At 40.0% G+C, this 18,028-nt stretch carries 12 protein-coding genes and 2 tRNA genes; 5 read left to right on the top strand and 9 right to left on the bottom strand.

Annotation, left to right across the window (positions count from 1 at the left end):
• Window positions 1-129 precede the first annotated feature (129 nt).
• The 5 genes from CHU_RS08245 to CHU_RS08225 form a co-directional block, all read right to left on the bottom strand.
• Window positions 130-1,158, bottom strand: a complete 1,029-nt coding sequence (locus CHU_RS08245) for a PorP/SprF family type IX secretion system membrane protein (protein ID WP_011585075.1) — start codon at window positions 1,156-1,158, stop codon at window positions 130-132.
• Window positions 1,158-1,457 carry a hypothetical protein gene (locus CHU_RS08240; RefSeq protein ID WP_238379374.1) on the bottom strand — a complete coding sequence of 100 codons (300 nt, stop codon included), beginning with the start codon at window positions 1,455-1,457 and terminating at the stop codon, window positions 1,158-1,160. The genes CHU_RS08245 and CHU_RS08240 overlap by 1 nt, the downstream gene beginning before the upstream one ends.
• Window positions 1,454-5,395: a gliding motility-associated C-terminal domain-containing protein gene (locus CHU_RS08235; RefSeq protein WP_011585073.1), complete on the bottom strand. Its 3,942-nt coding sequence runs from the start codon at window positions 5,393-5,395 to the stop codon at window positions 1,454-1,456. Before CHU_RS08235 ends, CHU_RS08240 begins: the two co-directional genes overlap by 4 nt.
• A gap of 162 nt (window positions 5,396-5,557) precedes the next feature.
• A complete protein-coding gene (locus CHU_RS08230) occupies window positions 5,558-6,160 on the bottom strand; it encodes an FKBP-type peptidyl-prolyl cis-trans isomerase (RefSeq protein WP_041932281.1) in 603 nt (200 codons plus the stop codon).
• A 232-nt stretch (window positions 6,161-6,392) separates the two neighbouring features.
• On the bottom strand, window positions 6,393-7,133 hold the full coding sequence (locus CHU_RS08225; RefSeq protein ID WP_011585071.1) for a fatty acid desaturase: 741 nt from the start codon (window positions 7,131-7,133) through the stop codon (window positions 6,393-6,395).
• Between the two features lie 235 nt (window positions 7,134-7,368).
• Here CHU_RS08225 and CHU_RS08220 point away from each other — a divergent pair, with 235 nt between their 5' ends.
• The 3 genes from CHU_RS08220 (at window position 7,369) to CHU_RS08210 (ending at window position 10,296) form a co-directional block, all read left to right on the top strand.
• Complete coding sequence (locus CHU_RS08220) at window positions 7,369-7,929, top strand: pentapeptide repeat-containing protein (RefSeq protein ID WP_011585070.1); 561 nt, start codon at window positions 7,369-7,371, stop codon at window positions 7,927-7,929.
• A gap of 38 nt (window positions 7,930-7,967) precedes the next feature.
• Window positions 7,968-9,197, top strand: coding sequence for a hypothetical protein (locus CHU_RS08215; RefSeq protein WP_011585069.1), 1,230 nt, complete (start codon window positions 7,968-7,970; stop codon window positions 9,195-9,197).
• 79 nt (window positions 9,198-9,276) lie between these two features.
• Window positions 9,277-10,296 (top strand): glycosyltransferase family 9 protein, encoded by a 1,020-nt coding sequence (locus tag CHU_RS08210; RefSeq protein WP_011585068.1) that lies wholly within the window; start codon window positions 9,277-9,279, stop codon window positions 10,294-10,296.
• Between the two features lie 269 nt (window positions 10,297-10,565).
• Here the strand turns inward: CHU_RS08210 and CHU_RS08205 are convergent.
• Both CHU_RS08205 and CHU_RS08200 read right to left on the bottom strand, forming a co-directional pair.
• A tRNA-Thr gene (locus CHU_RS08205) sits at window positions 10,566-10,638 on the bottom strand.
• A gap of 247 nt (window positions 10,639-10,885) precedes the next feature.
• Window positions 10,886-10,958 (bottom strand) — tRNA-Thr (locus tag CHU_RS08200).
• Window positions 10,959-11,150: 192 nt separating this feature from the next.
• Here CHU_RS08200 and gyrA point away from each other — a divergent pair.
• Window positions 11,151-13,748, top strand: a complete 2,598-nt coding sequence (gene gyrA / locus CHU_RS08195) for a DNA gyrase subunit A (RefSeq protein ID WP_011585067.1) — start codon at window positions 11,151-11,153, stop codon at window positions 13,746-13,748.
• Window positions 13,749-14,064: 316 nt separating this feature from the next.
• Window positions 14,065-15,180, top strand: a complete 1,116-nt coding sequence (locus CHU_RS08190; RefSeq protein WP_011585066.1) for a tetratricopeptide repeat protein — start codon at window positions 14,065-14,067, stop codon at window positions 15,178-15,180.
• A 196-nt stretch (window positions 15,181-15,376) separates the two neighbouring features.
• Here the strand turns inward: CHU_RS08190 and CHU_RS08185 are convergent, their stop codons facing one another.
• Window positions 15,377-16,726 carry an exonuclease domain-containing protein gene (locus CHU_RS08185; protein ID WP_011585065.1) on the bottom strand — a complete coding sequence of 450 codons (1,350 nt, stop codon included), beginning with the start codon at window positions 16,724-16,726 and terminating at the stop codon, window positions 15,377-15,379.
• The gene (gene dinB, locus CHU_RS08180) at window positions 16,723-17,880 is read right to left on the bottom strand and encodes a DNA polymerase IV (RefSeq protein WP_011585064.1); all 1,158 of its coding nucleotides are present in this window, start codon (window positions 17,878-17,880) and stop codon (window positions 16,723-16,725) included. The genes CHU_RS08185 and dinB overlap by 4 nt, the downstream gene beginning before the upstream one ends.
• Between the last annotated feature and the right edge of the window lie 148 nt (window positions 17,881-18,028).

Here is an 18,028-nt window from a genome sequence, read left to right as displayed (position 1 = left end):
GGCAAAAAACGATGAATAATTGCCGTTTCTTATATTCTATAAAAATGCTTTTTTAAGCACCTGAAATGAGTCAGATACTTATTTTTATTTGCAAATAGATAACTTTCAGTGGGTTAAAAAAATGGATAATTAGTCAAACTCCGGACAAGGGATTCTTCTCAGCGGTTTATTACGCGATTTGGGGTTTCCAAAAAGGAACGTAAGGTTAAATTCGTGTGCTCCGCCGGTCTTGGCTGTGGTAAGTTTTGAAACCGTAAAATCATAACTATAACCTAAACTCAGTTGTTTAAATTTGTAGCCGATCAATACAACAACCGATTCGTTGTTCATTATTTTTTTCGAATAATTCTTTATGGGTATGCCTCTGTACCAAACGCCTAGCATGGTGTTATTTAATAAGGCGTATGCACCCAGATCCAATTGATCTGATTTACCCTGAGATTTGTATTGTGCTGTTGGTATCAGATAAGATTTTCCCTTTTCAGTAAGCGCGTTTGCATGCCCGTTTTTAGAGATCAAAAATTTATAGCCACCTGTTAAACTATACTTAGATGGTAGCGGGCTGCTTTCTCCATAGAACGATTGGTTGGGTGTATTCATATGCGAATAGGCAAGACCAACCCAGAATTTATCTGAATAAAAAACACCTCCGGAAGACAGATCCAGGTAATTTTTTTTATCCACGCCATATGGTTCAGTGCTTGCGTTTGATGTAAGCCCTCCGGTATTATACTGATCAGGAAATGTCAGCAACGAGTAATTAATATTTCTTGAAACATATCCTGCCTGCAAGCCTGCACGGAACGAATATTTTTCACTGATGGATAGTTCATAGGAATATTGCAGCTGAATATCTGTAGAACTGATATTTGTACCTCCTTGTATATCCCTTGAAACGATTGTTCCAACACCGCTACGTGTATTCGCAAAATAATGATCGAACGAAACAACAGACGTTGTGTATGTAGCATCCAGCGCAGGCCATTGCAAACGTTGATGCAGTATAACTCTGTTTTTATGCGCGCTGCCTGCAAAGGCAGGGTTCAGGTATAAAATATTCGCATAGAATTGGGAGAATTGATAATCCTGTGCGCTACTTTCTATACCCAAAGTACCGATAAACATAAAGACGAATAAATACGCTGTTGCCTGTTTCATCAATAGAAATTAAATTCCCCGGAAAATGTTTTCTTTTTTGCAGCCTTGCTTGTTTTTGCATTGGCGGCGTTTAGCTGTTCCTGCTGTTTCGCATTTTTCCGGGTTGCCTTTTTAACATTTGTTTCCCGGTCTTCAATATTTTTGCTTGTTAAGATATGTGCCTGTCTGGCTAAAAAATGGTGTGACTTTTTAGCTTTATCGGTCATCTGATGATCTTTACTCGTACGATACGTTTCTTTGGAACAGGAAAGAAATACGATCGCAAGAATGAGTGCGGGGTAATACGTTCTTTTCATCATTTTACAATGGTTACACTGCCTTCAAGTTGAAATGGCCCTTTATATAATTCAGAGTCGCCTTCGTATTTAATCACATATGGATAAACGCCTACAGGCATACTGTCTCCTTTATAGGTACCATCCCAATATACTGTTTTATCAGTTGAGTGGAAAATAACTTCGCCCCAACGGTTGAAGATTGTCATAGAATATGCCCCTACATGCGAATCAAACACATCATAAGTGTCATTTATACCATCGCCGTTAGGTGAAAACGCATTGGAAACAAATAATGCCGGCTTACATATTTCTGTAACGCTTGTTGAAGCCTGTGCTTTGCAGTTGAATGCATTTGTTATAAGGACATCATATATACCTGCATGGTTTACGGTGATGGTTTGTGACGTTTCATTTGCAGATGACCACTTGTAGCTGTTGAATGCTCCTGCATCCAGCGTTACGGTATTGCCGTTGTCTGAACAGAAAACGTAGCTCGCAGGTAGCGTTGGTACCGGAAGCTCATGTACCGTTACCTGAATATTCTTATCAGAAGAACACGTACCGAGCGATACTTTTACGTTATAGATTCCGGGAGCAGATGTATTATGGGTTTTATCCATTGAAATAATAATCTGACTGTTTTGTCTCCATTCGTATTGCAGTGATGCAAGTAAATGAGCCGGAATATTTGTGGTGGTTACATCCAATGCAGCCGATGAGTCTGCACAGATTGCCGCATCGGTTGTTATTATCTGCGGGATAGGAGTTCCTGTAGCAATGATGCTGTCTTTATTTGAGCATCCGTTCGCATCGGTTTCTGTAACAACATATGTTTCAGCATCTGTTGTTGAAAATACTGTTGCCATATAACTGTTTTGAAGAACAGTTCCGTTTTTATCTCTCCACGTGTAGGCAGATCCTGCCCGGGGATTCGTGAGCAATGTTATGGTACTTCCTTCACAGGAAAACAATTCGTGTTCGGGTGTGAAAAGAATTGGTTTGGGTTTTACTGTTACCAGGGCGTCTTTGCTGCATCCGGCTGTTTTGTAAGTCAATGTGTAGTCACCGGAAGTTGATACTATAAGATCGGAATGTATCGGATCGGATTGCAGTACGTTATTTCCTGACTGCCAGATATACGTAGCAGAAACAGCTGGTAGTCCGGAGGCGTTTGCATGCAGCGTTAATCCGGGTTCAAAGCAAAACGGACCGCCGGGATTTAACGTTGGAAGTTCGTATACCTGAATAGAAATCGTATCCGTATTGGAACAGTTATTTGCACTGCTTGCTTCCAGTACATAATCACCTGCCGTTTGTATATTCTGAAGTGTAATACTGTTTTGTGTTGCAAGAATCGTTTGCGAAGGAATACTATACCACTTGAAAGCTGCCCCTGAAGAACCTGATCCGGTACGTGTGAAATTCGTTGCTTTACAGATTAAGGTATCTTTTCCTGCGTCTACAGATGGAATGGGTGTGATGATGATAGATAATACATCCGAAGAGTCCGGACAGACGCCTCTTTTTCCGGTAAGTGTTAAATCAATGTGAGACGCATGTATTTCAGCAGGGGCTAATGTATATGTGGTTGTTAATCCATTACTGTTTGAGAAACTTCCGTTGCCTCCTGTCCAGCTGAGTGCTGCGGTATTATCTCCTGCAGCATGGATGTTTACAGTTGTTATGCCCTCACAAATTGTCATCGGCGGGCCAACTTCCAATGATACGGGTTTATGTAATGTGATACTTATGGTATCGTCTTGCTGCGGACAGGTGCGTACTCCGGTTGATGTAAATATCAGATTAATGTTGCCGGCAGTAATGTCGGCGGGTGCTATAAAGTAGTTGGTTGATAAAGCAGAAGCTGTAGCAAACGATCCGTTTCCTCCGGTCCAGATACCTGTTGCGCCGTTAACAAGTGCAGCAGATACAGGTAAGGTATTATTGAGTGCGCAAATAATTTTATCTGCCGCTAAACGCACAACAGGTGGCCTTTCAAAGGACAGATGAATGGTATCGTCTTCCTGCGCGCATAAGCGCATACCGGTAGACGTAAATATCAGATCAATACTTCCGGCTGTTGTATCGGCAGATGAAACTGTATACACCGCAGACTTGTTTGTTGGTACTGTAAATGTTCCGGTGCCGCCTTTCCATATGCCGGTTGCAGCATTGGTAAGAATTGCATTCACAGGAATTGTCTTCGTTGTAGAACAAATGGTTTTATCGGCATCTGTTTTTATGACAGGTGCTTTTTCAAATAGTATTATAACAGAATCTTTAGCAGGAGGGCAGATTCCATTGGTTGTTGAAGTCAAATATAATTTAACAGAACCTGCATTCCGTTCTGTTTGATTCGGCACATAGGTTGGATTGACTACATTTCTGGATGGCAAAAATGTTCCTGCGCCGCCAGTCCAGGAGCCGCCAAGCGTTGTACCTTCTACAACACCACTGAGTTTAAAGGAACTGATACTTTCGCATACAAGACTATCGTTTAATTCACCGGCGATGTTGCGGTTGTCTGCATCTACGGTTGCTGCAGGAATATCAAATATAAGATTCCTGGTTATGATGTTCGGATACCACCAGGTGTTAATGGTTTCTGCCGAAGCATTATCGCCGCGGTCTTTCCATTTATGACAGCCGCCTGCATTGGAACATCCGGTGAGATTTACCTTGCCATCAGGTGCAGTGCCTTTGTTAATCGCAGAATCATCCCAATACAGATTTGGTTTAGCACCTGCAGGCCGGATCAATTCTACAATGTACCCATTCGGATTGGCTTCAACGTCATATAAGGGTAAATGTGTAACCCCATTCAGATAGCTTATTTCAAGCGGAATTCCGGTAATGGCTGTAACATAATTTCCCAGTCCATCTTTACTGTCCCAGGGAATGCAGTTTTGTCCCGCAACAACATCTGCAATGATCAACAGATCTGTTGTATTGGGCTGGTAGCCTGCAGTACCATTGAGGTCCAGCACAATTTCAACTTTGCCGGGTTTGTTTACAGCAATGTTGATGCATCTGGTGGCCGGATCGCAGCCGGTTACAATCGGTTGTCCGATAATGTTTCCAAAGCTTCCGGTAGGGTAGCAGTTTCTGTCCGGATCATTCAGAAATATTTTATATTCGGGAACAGAGAAATTCCCCACTTTACTTTTTCGATCCGTTACAAGATTACCTGTATTGGATAACCCTGTTGAATTAGCAGCGATGACGGCACCAAAAGGCTGCATACCATTAAAGTCAATAGAAGTAACAATGCTATCCGTTGATAGAATATACATTTTTCCTGTAAATGGATTGTTGGTAGCAGTTGTATTGATATCCCAGGAATACGACCATAATCTTCCCGGTTTTGCTACCGCACCGGAAGCTACCGTAATATCCAGCAGGTCAAAAAAGCGTTGTGCATTTCCATTCGCAGGATTTACAGGTGGGGTAGTAGCAGAACCGGTATTGAATTCGAAATAATAATCACCTGCAACCAGCGCTGTATAACTCATTGCGTTATATCCACCCGCACCGGCAATCTGTGAAGGCCCGGTAACGGCCTGGTTATATGTTGCAATATATCCTGCACCACTGTTCGGTACCGGTTGAGAAGTATATGGGGATAAAATATTTCCTGATGGGTCTTTTAACCGGAAAAACACATCGTTATCAGGCTGTTTAAATCCAAAGTAGATGATTTCACCCGGTGAGCAGATATGCACATATAAACGGTCCATTGCAGGAGCGTTGTACGTGGCGAAAAGCCGGCCCCGGTCATATATCTGAAGCGAACCAAAATCGGATGCTGTTGGCCGTAATTCTTTCGTACCTTCTGCTATAGAAGAAAAACAAAATAAAAGCAAAAAGAATAAACCGGAAAAACGATTTATTAAAATCAACTTCAATGGAGAAATTGCTGCAGATACAAAGCTGAATGTAAAAAGTCTTTCAAATCTCATATCATAAAGTATTGGTTGTATATGTTTACCCTTACTTATAATACATGCAGTTTTTTAAAAAGTAACGAAATTTCAATAGATATTTAATTGTTTAAAATTCAATTTGTTGAAACAAAAAAGACCGTATTGAACGGTCTTTTTTATTATGAAGAATGAAGAAAATTAATTGATAGAAATTAATTCAACATCAAAAATCAACGTTGTGTGTGGCCCGATCAGTTCAGAAGCACCTCTTGCACCATACGCCAGGTCAGATGGTACATATAGCTGCCATTTAGAACCTGTAGGCATTAACTGCAAGGCTTCGATCCAGCCGGCAATTACACCGTTTACAGGGAAAGTAGCAGGCTGTCCGCGTTCAACAGAACTATCGAATACCGTACCGTTGATCAATGTTCCGTGGTAGTGTGTTGTTACTTTGTCTGTAGCGGTTGGTTTAGGGCCATTTCCTTCAACCAGCACTTTGTATTGCAAACCGCTAGGTAACGTAATTACATCCGCTTTAGCACCATTTGCCTTTAAGAAAGCAACGCCTTCTTCAATGTTTTTTTTCTGTTTGCGTTCCTGCATACCCTGGAAGTAAGCATTTAATATTTGCCCGCCTTTTGCTTCATCTATCTGTAACGTTTTATTGCCAAATACATCGCTTAATGCTGTTGTAAGTGCATCTAAATTTAAGTCATCAAATCCTTGATTTTTAAGGCTTGTTGCAATGTTTACACCAAGGCTATAGCTAACGGTATCTTTTTCTGTTGTGAATGCCATTGTTTTAAATAGAATTAATTTTGAATCTGTAAGTTCCGATTTTAAAAAACAAAACACAAATTCCAAATAGTAAGAAACAATTTACCCCAGGCGAATGATTTTTGATAGAAAGTAATTTATTTATACGTTGAATTTATTCTGTATAAACTAAAACGGCTTAAACAGATGCAAGCTGCAACTATTTAAGCCGTTCGGTTCGCCGCGGCGAATTGTATGTTGTTTATTTGAGATTTTAAAGCACTGAATAATAGGGTTTGAGTTTAATAATACGCATCATATTCAGAAAACGCATCATTTGATATCCGGAATCAAATTCAAACCATTTAATCGAATTGTTGGGATTCTGGGGGTTTGCATGGTGATTGTTGTGAAACGATTCTCCCCAGAATATCACATCTATCGGCAGTATATTTTTAGATGTATTGTTTACTTTGCAGTTTACATACCCAAATTTATGTGCCCACCAGTTTACAGCAACACCTTGTATGGAGCCCATAAGAATAGTGACCGGAAGAAATAAGAACATCCACCAGGCGGTAGCAAATTCTACGTAAAACAAAACGTATAAAAAGATCCATGCAAAACGTGTATAGAACGTATGCGCGTATTTTTCAAATACCGGCCAGTCGGGTAAATTTTTTGTGAAGCGTTCATCAACAGGTGTTTTTCCTGTATATACATCAATGTAATTATTACGTGTTTCCCACATCATCATTAAGGCATTGGATGAGTTTTGCGGAGAGTGCGGATCTTCAGGCGTATCGGTATGGGCATGGTGCAAACGGTGCAGTTTACCATAAGCATTCGCACTGATATAGGAAGAACCCTGAGCAATAAAGCAGCCTACATAAAAGATTTTTTCCCATGTTTTGGACATCGTGAAAATACCGTGAGCAGAATATCGATGGTGGAATACGGATTGAAAAAACAAGGAAACGTACCAGTGGATTACAAGAAAGGCAAATATGATCATACTCTACTTTTTAAGTTAAAATTGTTAAAGAGTAGAGACAACAAGCCAATTCCCGTTCCTGAAGATAAGCTTAATTTATGAATATAACTACAAATAATTGAGTCGTATTTATAAAAGTCAAACCATCAAGCAATTTACTTACAGTCTAACGGTGAATTCTGTTAAAAGTTGTGTGCTTAAAAAAATGTATTTAAAAAGTTACATTTACGTTTGAAACCAGAAGTGCCTGATTTGCATGAAAACTAAATTAACGTCTGTTACAAAAGATTATTCCGGTCTGCGTTTGGAAGAAGCTGAATACGAAAATATGCTATTTTTAAATTGCGACTTTACAAACGCACGGTTAAATGGTGTAGACTTAATCGATTGTACATTTGAGCAGTGTAACTTAAGCAATGCCACACTTGATGCTGCCTCTCTTAAAAACTGTACATTTATTGAATGTAAAATGCTTGGCCTGTCCTTTTCTCAAACACGTGATTTTGGATTTGAAATACATGTAACACATTCCAATCTTTCTTTTGCATCGTTTGATAAAAAGAAACTATATAAAAGTACTTTTACGGAATGCAATATGGAAGGTGTTAATTTTACACAAGCAGATCTGTCAAAAAGCAAGTTGCAGGCCTGTAATCTGCTGGATGCCTTGTTTTCAGACACCAATTTAAGCGGGGTGGATTTCAGAACAAATACCAATTTTCTGATACACCCCGAAGCAAATACAATTAAGAAAGCACGGTTTCAATCGCAGGATCTGCATCGCTTATTGATGGGTTATAATATTATTGTAGACTAGTACATAATAGCACGATTAATTACATCAATAAATTCGTTATGATTTCCATCTATACATTATTTACTAAAACAACGTTCGTTTTAATTTTAACGTTGCTTGTACGTATACTATGTGTATTGCTTATCGGCAAAATACCTTGTATGGAAACCGATTATTTTTCAGAAGGAAGAAATATTATTGAAGGGATTCCCAGTGTTATTTATCTTTCACCTTTGTATTCAATAGTAGTGTATGCATTGTCGACTGTTTTCGACAGTATTTTTTATGCATCAGCATGTATTTTTGTTTTAAGTTCAACAGCAGCAAGTTTTTATATGTATTCAATCTGTAAATTGTGGTTCAATGAACGAACCGCCTATACCAGTTTATTATTTTTGCTGTTCTTACCGAATTTAACCGTTTCTGTTGCCGGGTATTCACATTCCGTTATGCTGGGCATCGCGTTAGAGCTTGCGGCGTTGTTTTATATGTCATGTTATTTTAACAGTAATTCTGTAAAATGTTTTCTGCTTACATGCGTGTTTACAATACCTGCGGTGTGTATCCGGCCGGAGCTGCTTCTTGTATTGCTGCCGTTTTATGTTGTGCTGCTTGGGCACAGCCTTATCGGCAGCGGCATAAAACAGTCATACACAAAAATTGTTTTGTCGGCATTCTTTTTTCTGTTTCTTGTCGTATCGGTTTTGATGCATAAAGCAGTTGTACATACACTTAGCAGTAAAAAAGAAACGGCAGGTATTTTTACAGATAATACGTACAGTTATTTCACATTCATTCATACGTATTCATTGAGGTATTCCGGCGTTATTGATGATCAGAAAGCAATCCTTGCATCTGAACCACTGATAGGAAGTCCTCAGCAAAATAACTATTCCATTCCTGCTGTCATTATAAAGCATCCCGTGCAATTCATATCAAATGCATTATTTAACGGTAAAGAACTTTTAGACAATCTGGCGCATCCGCTGTTTATGCCGTTTTATATGTATTTTTTTATCGGAATACTGTTGATGTCTTCTATGAAGGGCAGTTATGGACCGTTCTGTTTTATTTCCATTCTGTTTGTGCTGCATGTAATTCCTCTTCTGATTTTTCATGTAGAGATCCGGTATATGCAGGCACTTAGTTTACTGATAATTATTGTTGCAGCTGCCGGAGAATCAAAACTGGAATCCAGTCTGTACAGAAAGGCAGTTGTGTTTTGCACAAGTATTATTTTTATCATGTATCTTATTAATAATATGAACATGTCTTCTCTATGTGTATGAAACTATCTGATAAAGTAATTTCTTATGCACGTTAAATTCCATAAGTTGCACTTAAATAATTGTTTGCTGCCCTGATTTCATGAAAAAGAACAGTATCAGATTGGAGAAAATACTTGTTATTCAAACGGCATTTATCGGTGATGCTATTTTAGCTACCGCGCTGCTGGAGTCTATTCATCAGTCGCTGCCGGATGCTGACATCGATATACTGGTTCGGAAAGGGAATGAGTCGCTGTTTCAGCAGCATCCGTTTTTAAAACAGGTATTGATCTGGGATAAAAAACAATCAAAGTATAAAAATCTTTTTGGCTTGCTTTCAAGCATCCGTTCTACTAAATACGACCTGGTTATTAATCTGCAGCGCTTTGGTGCTACCGGTTTTCTTACGGCATTTTCAGGTGCGGGCATAACAGTAGGGTATGATAAAAATCCATTTTCATTTTTATTTACAAAGAAATTCAGTCATGATCTGGATAAAGGGTTACATGAAGTTGACCGGAACAATACGTTGGTTTCCTGGTTTGCTTCAACATTAAAAAGACAACCCAAACTTTATCCGACACAGCAACACTATGAACGGGTAGAAGTGCATACGCAGAAAGCATTCATTTGTGTTGCGCCTAATTCTGTATGGTTTACCAAGCAATATCCGGAACATAAGTGGGTGGAATTTTTAAATCAGGTTCCATCCGTGTATACCATTTATTTATTGGGAGCGCCGGGCGATGCGGTAAGCTGCCAACGAATAAAAGATCAGATCATAACAGGTAATACCGTTGAGATTCTTGCCGGTAAATTATCCTTTTTAGAATCTGCTGCACTGATGGAAAAAGCAGCGATGAATTATGTAAATGATTCGGCACCGATGCATATTGCTTCCTCTATGAATGCACCTGTTGCTGCTGTGTTTTGCTCTACCGTTCCGGGTTTTGGTTTCGGCCCGCTATCCGACAAATCATTTAACATCGAAACGACGGAGAAACTTAGTTGCAGGCCTTGCGGGCTGCATGGATATAAAGCGTGTCCGGAGGGGCATTTTAAATGTGCGCAGACGATCGGGAAGGAGCAGTTTTTAGAGGTTTTAAGTAATAGGTTCTAAGTTTTAAGAAGGGTAAAGTTTAGAGTGTAAAGTATAACTGTATCTCGATTTTTATTTTAGGTTTGTCACGTCCTATTTGACTCATATTTCAACCATACATAAAACGGTTGATCATTTTCCCATGACTGAAGTCATGGGCTATGCAGATCGTTTGTTCATGTTTGCATAGCCCTCGGTTTTAACCGTGGGAAAATATCAACCATGCGTATGAATTGCATATAAACAAAAAAAAACGTCACGCTGTTTGGCGTGACGTTTTCAATTTAGAGAGCCTCCTGTCGGGATCGAACCAACGACCTACTGATTACAAGTCAGTTGCTCTACCAGCTGAGCTAAGGAGGCTTCTTTCCTTAAGGGAGTGCAAATATAAGAACGTTTTTGGGAAAGTCAAGTAGTAGGTTTGAAGTTTTGTTATTTAGTTACCAGACACTAGTTGCTAGTTGCTAGACTCTACTAATAATCAGAAGAGTAAAGTTGAAAGCTTAGTTATAACTATTTTTTTCTTTTGTCAAGGTACTAGTAGCTAGCAACTAGTACCTCAATAAACAAAAAAAACTCATGATATAAATCATGAGTTTTTTGTTTATTGAGCCTCCTGTCGGGATCGAACCAACGACCTACTGATTACAAGTCAGTTGCTCTACCAGCTGAGCTAAGGAGGCTTTTACCCTTAAGGGAGTGCAAATATAAGAACGTTTTTTTTTATTGCAATAGTAAGACATAAAAAAGTCAAAAAATACTTATCAACCTGTTGAAAACTTTACCGTGTTTTGTGCTGCTTATAACTGGCTAAACAGGCAGATTTTCACTATCTTGTATCGTTATTCCAAGTAATAAATTTCTACACAAAATATATGTCGGATCAACCTATTTCAGGCGGTACAAACATCATCCCAATAAATATTGAGGATGAAATGAGAGGTGCTTACATCGATTATTCCATGTCTGTAATTGTTTCAAGAGCATTACCGGATGTACGCGATGGTTTAAAGCCAGTTCACCGCCGGGTGTTATATGGAATGGAAGATTTAGGTGTACATTACAATAAAGCCTATAAAAAATCTGCCAGAATTGTCGGAGAGGTATTGGGTAAGTATCATCCGCACGGTGACTCATCTGTATACGATACCATGGTTCGTATGGCTCAGGAATGGTCGCTGCGCTATCCAATGGTCGACGGACAGGGGAACTTCGGTTCTGTCGATGGTGATTCGCCCGCTGCCATGCGTTATACCGAAGCTCGTTTAAAGCGTATCGCCGAAGAAATGCTTTCGGACATCAATAAAGATACGGTTGATTTCCAGCCCAACTTTGATGACTCGTTACAGGAGCCATCTGTACTTCCTTCAAAAGTTCCCAATTTATTAATAAACGGTTCTTCCGGTATTGCCGTTGGTATGGCTACCAACATGGCGCCCCATAACATCACAGAAGTGATTGACGGTGTGATCGCGTTTATTGACAACAACGATATTACCATTCCTGAACTGATGGTGCATGTAAAAGGTCCGGATTTCCCGACCGGTGCAACCATTTACGGTTACCAGGGCATACGTTCTGCGTTCGAAACAGGCAGAGGCCGTATCGTACTCCGTTCCCGCTCAACCATTGAAACAACATCTACCGGAAAAGAACAGATCATCGTTTCTGAAATTCCATATATGGTGAACAAAGCTGCCATGATTGAAAAGATCGCAGCGATGGTGAACGAAAAGAAAATCGAAGGCATCAGCGATATCCGTGATGAATCGGATAGAGAAGGGATGCGTATCGTATTCGATCTGAAAAGAGATGCAATCGCAAACGTTGTACTGAACAACTTATTTAAATATTCTCAGCTGCAGTCTTCTTTCAGTGTAAACAACGTGTGTCTGGTTAAAGGACGCCCGATGACCCTGAACCTGAAAGAAATGATTATGTATTTCGTTGAACACCGTCACGAGGTTGTTACACGCCGTACACAATTCGAATTGAATGAAGCGGAAAAAAGAGCCCACATTTTACAGGGTTACTTAATCGCGTTAGATCACCTGGATGAAGTAATTAAGCTGATCCGTGAATCCCGTGATCCGGAAGCAGCCCGTATCGGTTTGATGACAAACTTCGGTATGTCTGAGATTCAGGCGAAAGCGGTACTTGACTTAAGGCTGCAACGTCTTACAGGCATGGAGCGCGACAAGATCATTAAGGAATATGAAGAGATCATGGCGCTGATCAACCGGTTGAAAGAAATCCTTGCGAGTAAAGAACTTCGCATGGAGATCATCAAACAGGAACTGGACGAAATGAAGGAACGCTACGGAGATAAACGCAGATCTGACATTGTTCACGCTTCTGATGATATCAATATTGAAGATATGATTCCGGAAGAGCAAATGGTAATCACGATTTCTCATGAAGGATACATTAAACGTACTGCTCTGTCTGAATACAGAACACAAGGCAGAGGCGGCGTTGGCTCTAAAGGAGCAGGTTCAAAAGAATCTGACTTTACAGAACATTTATTTGTAGCATCTACTCATAATTATTTATTGTTCTTTACAGAATACGGTAAAGTATTCTGGTTAAAAGTATACGAAATCCCTGAAGGAGGCAAGACTACAAAAGGCCGTGCGATTCAGAACGTTATTCAGATTGAACCAGGTGATAAAGTACGTACCGTAATTAATGTTAAAACATTAACAGACGACGATTATATCAATAACAATTACCTTGTTATGTGTACCGAACAAGGTGTGATTAAGAAAACAACACTTGAAGCGTATTCAAGACCACGTTCCGGCGGTATCAATGCCATTACCATCCACGAAGGTGACCGTTTGCTGGATGTGAAAATGACATCAGGCAGCGATGAATTGGTCATTGCACTTCGTTCAGGCAGAGCCATCCGTTTCAACGAAAGCAAAGTTCGTCCGATGGGAAGAACAGCAGCAGGTGTGAAAGGGGTAACACTGGCACACGATAAAGATGTGGTTGTTGGTCTGGTTGCCGTAAGTTCTCCGGATACTACTTTGCTGGTCGTTTCAGAAAAAGGGTACGGAAAACGCTCGGATATAGAAGATTACCGTGTAACAAACAGAGGGGGCAAAGGTGTGAAAACATTGAACATCTCTGAAAAAACCGGTGACCTTGTCAGTATTCTTGGTGTGAACGATCAGTATCAGATCATGATCATCAATAAATCCGGTATTACAATCCGTATGGCTGTATCCGATCTGCGTGTAATGGGCAGAGCAACGCAAGGTGTTCGTCTGATCAAAATTCAGGATGGAGACTCTATTGCTTCTGTAGCGAAGTTCGAATTTACGGATATTATCGATGAAGAAGGTGGTGAATTAGCGAAACCGGATCTGGGAGACGTGATCGTTGCCGAAGAAGGTGCTGCAGACGAGGCTGAGGATGAAACAGAAGAAGATGCTGCGGAAGATTCTACCGAAGAATCACCTGAATAAGGATTAATAAAATATTGTTAATAAGTTATTTATATTCAAAGCCATAAACCGTTAGTAGAGGTTTATGGCTTTGTTGTTTATGTCGTAAACTATTTGTTAAGTTTTAATCGATTCAAATAATTCTCCTTTCTTATTCGTTATTTTCTTTCTTCGATTCTTACGTTCTGTTGTTTCTTCGCAGCGGTGAACCGCGAACGCTGCAAAACCGTCCTGGAATAGATACTGAATAAATTACCTGGATTAATCGTTTTACCTATTGAAATACCTGTTCAAAAGAATATATTTATACATCGCTAATCCTTAAAACCATTACATAATGAGTCGTTTTCTCACGTTCTTTTTGATTGTTTTTTCTTATGCATTACAGGCGCAGGTTGCATCCTTAACCAACGCCATTTTGTACCGCAACGATGGTAATCTTATAAAAGCCAAAGAAGAAATTGACAAAGCTGTTGTCAATGAAAAAACGATTGGCATGCCGAAGACCTGGTTTTACACCGGTTTAATCTATAAAGATCTTTATCAGGCAACCCCCACAGATCTTGCTGCACTTACAACGTCTACCGCTGCATTTAAAAAAGTATTTGAACTGGAAAAACCGGCAGGGGAGTTCAGTAAAAAATCTCAGGAAGCATTGGAACAGATCTGGGCAATATCCATCAATAACGGTGTGAATTTATATCAGCTTGAAAATTACCGTCAGGCTATTACAGATTTTGAACGTGCGCAAGGCATTAAGCCAGGCGATACAACAGCGTATGTGTATGCTTTTTATGCAGCCAATGAACTGAAAGATCAGGCACTGTTAGAGAAATATTCTTCCGCATTGGTTCGGTTAAACTATGCCAGCGAAGCTGTTTACTATATTGATATTGAATCGTTAATGGATAAAAATTTATTGGATAGTGCATACACGGTTTCTAAAAAAGCATTAACCAACTATCCATCCGACATTGCATTAAAAACACAGCAAACCGAATTGATGGTGAAGATGAATAAAACACAGGAGGCAATCGAAAACCTGAAAGTGCTTTCAACTAAAAATCCAAAAGATGTACAGCTGTTAATTAATATCGGTTCGCAGTATACCAATCTCAATGATGAACCACATGCGGCTGAATATTATCAAAAGGCCTTAGCTATTGATTCTGTGAATTTCAATGCGAATTATAATATGGCGGTTTTCAGTTTGCGCAAGGCTAATGAAATTTCAAAGCAGATTGTGGTGAGTGACAACAACCTTAAAAAATCATTTAAAGCAATACCAACTGTTGCAACAGATCCGCTTCGCCAGAATCTTCAAAAGGAATTAGCCGTTTCTACTAAATATTATAACCGTGCCGTGTTAGGTGCAAAAGATGAAGAAGCGAAGAAAAATGTAAAAACGCTTCAGGATAATATTACATCTTTTGAAGATCAGTTTTTGAAATAACGAAACATATTATATTCGATAAAAAACTTCCGCGAACCGGAAGTTTTTATTTTGTATAGGAATATTTCCACTTTTTAACGTGTGCAACAACACATTTTTGCACGCGAGCTAATGTATGCTCAACAGCCAATTCCGGTACAGGATTAACCTATCTGTGAAACAATATGACAGGATTATATCCGCTGAACAAAAAATACTAAACAGCAATAACCATACTTTTCCGTTGATGCATGGCTAAAATCTTCTGGATGTCGCGGTTATCCGGATGGCGGTTAACAAAAGGTTTCAGTTCCTCAATAGTTGATCCTGACAGATCAGCTGGTATGTAGGCATAGCCCAGGTAACGGCCTGCTTCAACAACAATTACCGCATATTCATCTCGTGTGCGGCCCGGCTGTTTAATGATGTAACTGTGATCCGGATGCTCAAACGTTGCCAGGGCGCGTTTCATCTTTACATTATACGCGGTGCTTCTTGTTGTGCCTTTACAGGCGGTACACAATTCAACGTCTGAACAGGGAGCAGTCTGTAAACCGCTGCGGCGGTGACACAATTGAAACGTGCGCACTTTTTCCAACAGAAATGTACGTGCTTCGCTGATGTATCTGAAAGAAATAAGCGGGTGCTGAAGTTTGTTTACTTTGGCGATGGATAAGCGGATGAAACCGGCATTATCTTCATACTGATAAATGCCGTAATTCTTTTCGCCGAATTTCTGAATGCTGTTATAGACCGGGAAATATTTTTTGATCTCATGGGATTCCAGCAGCAAAGACAATAACTCGCTGCCGCATACTTCATAACTCAGTCCGTATATGGCCTGCATAAACTGCTGGCTTTTCTGATTCTGCTGTTTGCCGGAAAAGTGGCTGATGACACGTTTTTTGATGTTATTGGCTTTGCCTACATAGATCACTTTGCCTTTATGATCGTGAAAATAATACACACCAAACGTTTCCGGCAGTGCATCAAACTGCTCGCGCGGCAGGTTTGCAGGCAGTAACGTTTCCTTCGAATTTTTCTTTAAAGACTTTGGTATAAATCCTTCTGTATCATTTAATAATAGTTTATTCAGAAGCCTCACCGTTGCTTCTGCATCACCTGCCGCGCGGTGTCTGTTCTGTACATCAATACCCAGGCTGCCGCATAGATTACCAAGACTGTAGGAGGGTAGTCCGGGGAAAATTTTCCGGCTCAAACGAACGGTACACAGTTTCGGCAGATTGTATGGCATGTTAAGTGCCTGCAGTTCTTTCTTTACGAACGTATAATCGAAATTGACATTATGTGCAACAAAAACACTGTCTCTGGTAAAGTCTGTGATTTCCCGTGCAACATCTGCAAAGACCGGGGCATCGGCTACCATTTCAGTATCAATGCCTGTTAAGGAAGTTATAAATACAGGAATGCGACGCTCCGGATTGATCAGCGTCTGATAAGTATCGGTTATTTTTTCTCCATCAAACTTATAGATTGCAATCTCAATGATCCGGTTTCCCGAAGCATGTCCGCCGGTTGTTTCAATATCAATGATCGAATACATCATTTGCCCTGTCCGGTTTTTTTACCTATTGCTCTTTTAACAGCATCCTGACCGAATTTAGTTCGGATCGCATCCATGGCGGCGTAGAGATTCTGATTTTTTTCAGAATCTTCGAACAGACTGATCTGATAATTTCCATGTACCAGGTTGCTCAGCTTTACACCGATAAGCCGGACATGTTTGCGTTTATTGTACAGCGCATCAAACAGGCCTGTGATCTTTTGCATAAGCACATCATCTGAAGAGGTATAAGAAAAAGAACATTGCCGGGTTTCTTTTTCAAAGTTTGAATATTTGATTTTAACGGTTAAACAGCCGGTTAAGAAATTCTTTTTCCGGAGTGAAAAACACAGCTCTTCAACCATTTGTAACAAGGTGGCGTGCAGCATGGGAACATTGGTGCTGTCTTCGCCAAAGGTTGTTTCTGTGGAAATGGATTTGCGTTCGGAATATGGTTCAACAGGTGAAAGATCAATACCGTTTGCACGTTTCCAGAGGCCTTGCCCGTGCTGGCCGAGCAGTTTTTCTATTTGTACAGCAGGTGTATTGCTTAATGTTCCGATATCGAAAATACCTGCCTGATGTAAAATCTCTGTGGTCTTTTTACCAACCATAGGAATTTTTTCAATCGGTAAAGGAGCGAGGAATGCTTTTTCTGTTCCGGCCGGAACATATAACAAGCCATTTGGTTTTGATAAGCCGGTGGCTATTTTAGAAACAACTTTGTTAACAGATAATCCGCAGGAGATCGGTAAACCGGATTCTTTAATGATGGTTTCACGCAGTTCGGTTGTCCATTTTAAAATGCCGAAAAAACGATCCATGCCGGTAATATCCAGGTAAAATTCGTCAATGGATGCCTGTTCGTACACAGGCGCTTTATCGTGAATGATCTGCCGTACAATCTTTGAATACTTGCTGTATTCCTGCATGTCACCGCGGACAAAAATAGCCTCCGGACAAAGTTTTTTGGCTTTCTGGCTCGACATGGCGGAATGAATACCGAATTTCCGGGCTTCATAACTGCAGGAAGCAACCACACCACGTTCACTGGAACCGCCAATGATCAAGGGTTTTCCTTTCAGTTCCGGGCGACGTAAAAGTTCGACGGAAACAAAAAACGAATCCAGATCCATGTGTATGATTGAACGATCCATGTTATTTTGCTAATTATATTAGTAAATTTACAATTAAAAAATCAATATTGAACTAATTTTATTAGTAATTTATGTAACAATCATTGAAAGTATCCTGTAACTTAGTATGCTGGAAAGAATTCGTTAAAAACACTATTCAGCAGTTATT

Source organism: Cytophaga hutchinsonii ATCC 33406 (assembly GCF_000014145.1).
Taxonomy (GTDB): Bacteria; Bacteroidota; Bacteroidia; order Cytophagales; family Cytophagaceae; genus Cytophaga; species Cytophaga hutchinsonii.
Note: the sequence above shows the minus strand (reverse complement) of the source record. Positions and strands in the feature narration are given on the sequence as shown.

Bases quoted from the DNA above. Each gene is read 5' to 3' on its own strand.
- CHU_RS08235 (WP_011585073.1), bottom strand. From the start codon at position 5,395: ATGAGATTTGAAAGACTTTTTACATTCAGCTTTGTATCTGCAGCAATT.
- gyrA (WP_011585067.1), top strand. From the start codon at position 11,151: ATGTCGGATCAACCTATTTCAGGCGGTACAAACATCATCCCAATAAAT.
- CHU_RS08225 (WP_011585071.1), bottom strand. From the start codon at position 7,133: ATGATCATATTTGCCTTTCTTGTAATCCACTGGTACGTTTCCTTGTTT.
- CHU_RS08230 (WP_041932281.1), bottom strand. From the start codon at position 6,160: ATGGCATTCACAACAGAAAAAGATACCGTTAGCTATAGCCTTGGTGTA.
- CHU_RS08245 (WP_011585075.1), bottom strand. From the start codon at position 1,158: ATGAAACAGGCAACAGCGTATTTATTCGTCTTTATGTTTATCGGTACT.
- CHU_RS08215 (WP_011585069.1), top strand. From the start codon at position 7,968: ATGATTTCCATCTATACATTATTTACTAAAACAACGTTCGTTTTAATT.
- CHU_RS08220 (WP_011585070.1), top strand. From the start codon at position 7,369: ATGAAAACTAAATTAACGTCTGTTACAAAAGATTATTCCGGTCTGCGT.
- CHU_RS08240 (WP_238379374.1), bottom strand. From the start codon at position 1,457: ATGATGAAAAGAACGTATTACCCCGCACTCATTCTTGCGATCGTATTT.
- CHU_RS08185 (WP_011585065.1), bottom strand. From the start codon at position 16,726: ATGATGTATTCGATCATTGATATTGAAACAACCGGCGGACATGCTTCG.
- CHU_RS08190 (WP_011585066.1), top strand. From the start codon at position 14,065: ATGAGTCGTTTTCTCACGTTCTTTTTGATTGTTTTTTCTTATGCATTA.
- CHU_RS08210 (WP_011585068.1), top strand. From the start codon at position 9,277: ATGAAAAAGAACAGTATCAGATTGGAGAAAATACTTGTTATTCAAACG.
- dinB (WP_011585064.1), bottom strand. From the start codon at position 17,880: ATGGATCGTTCAATCATACACATGGATCTGGATTCGTTTTTTGTTTCC.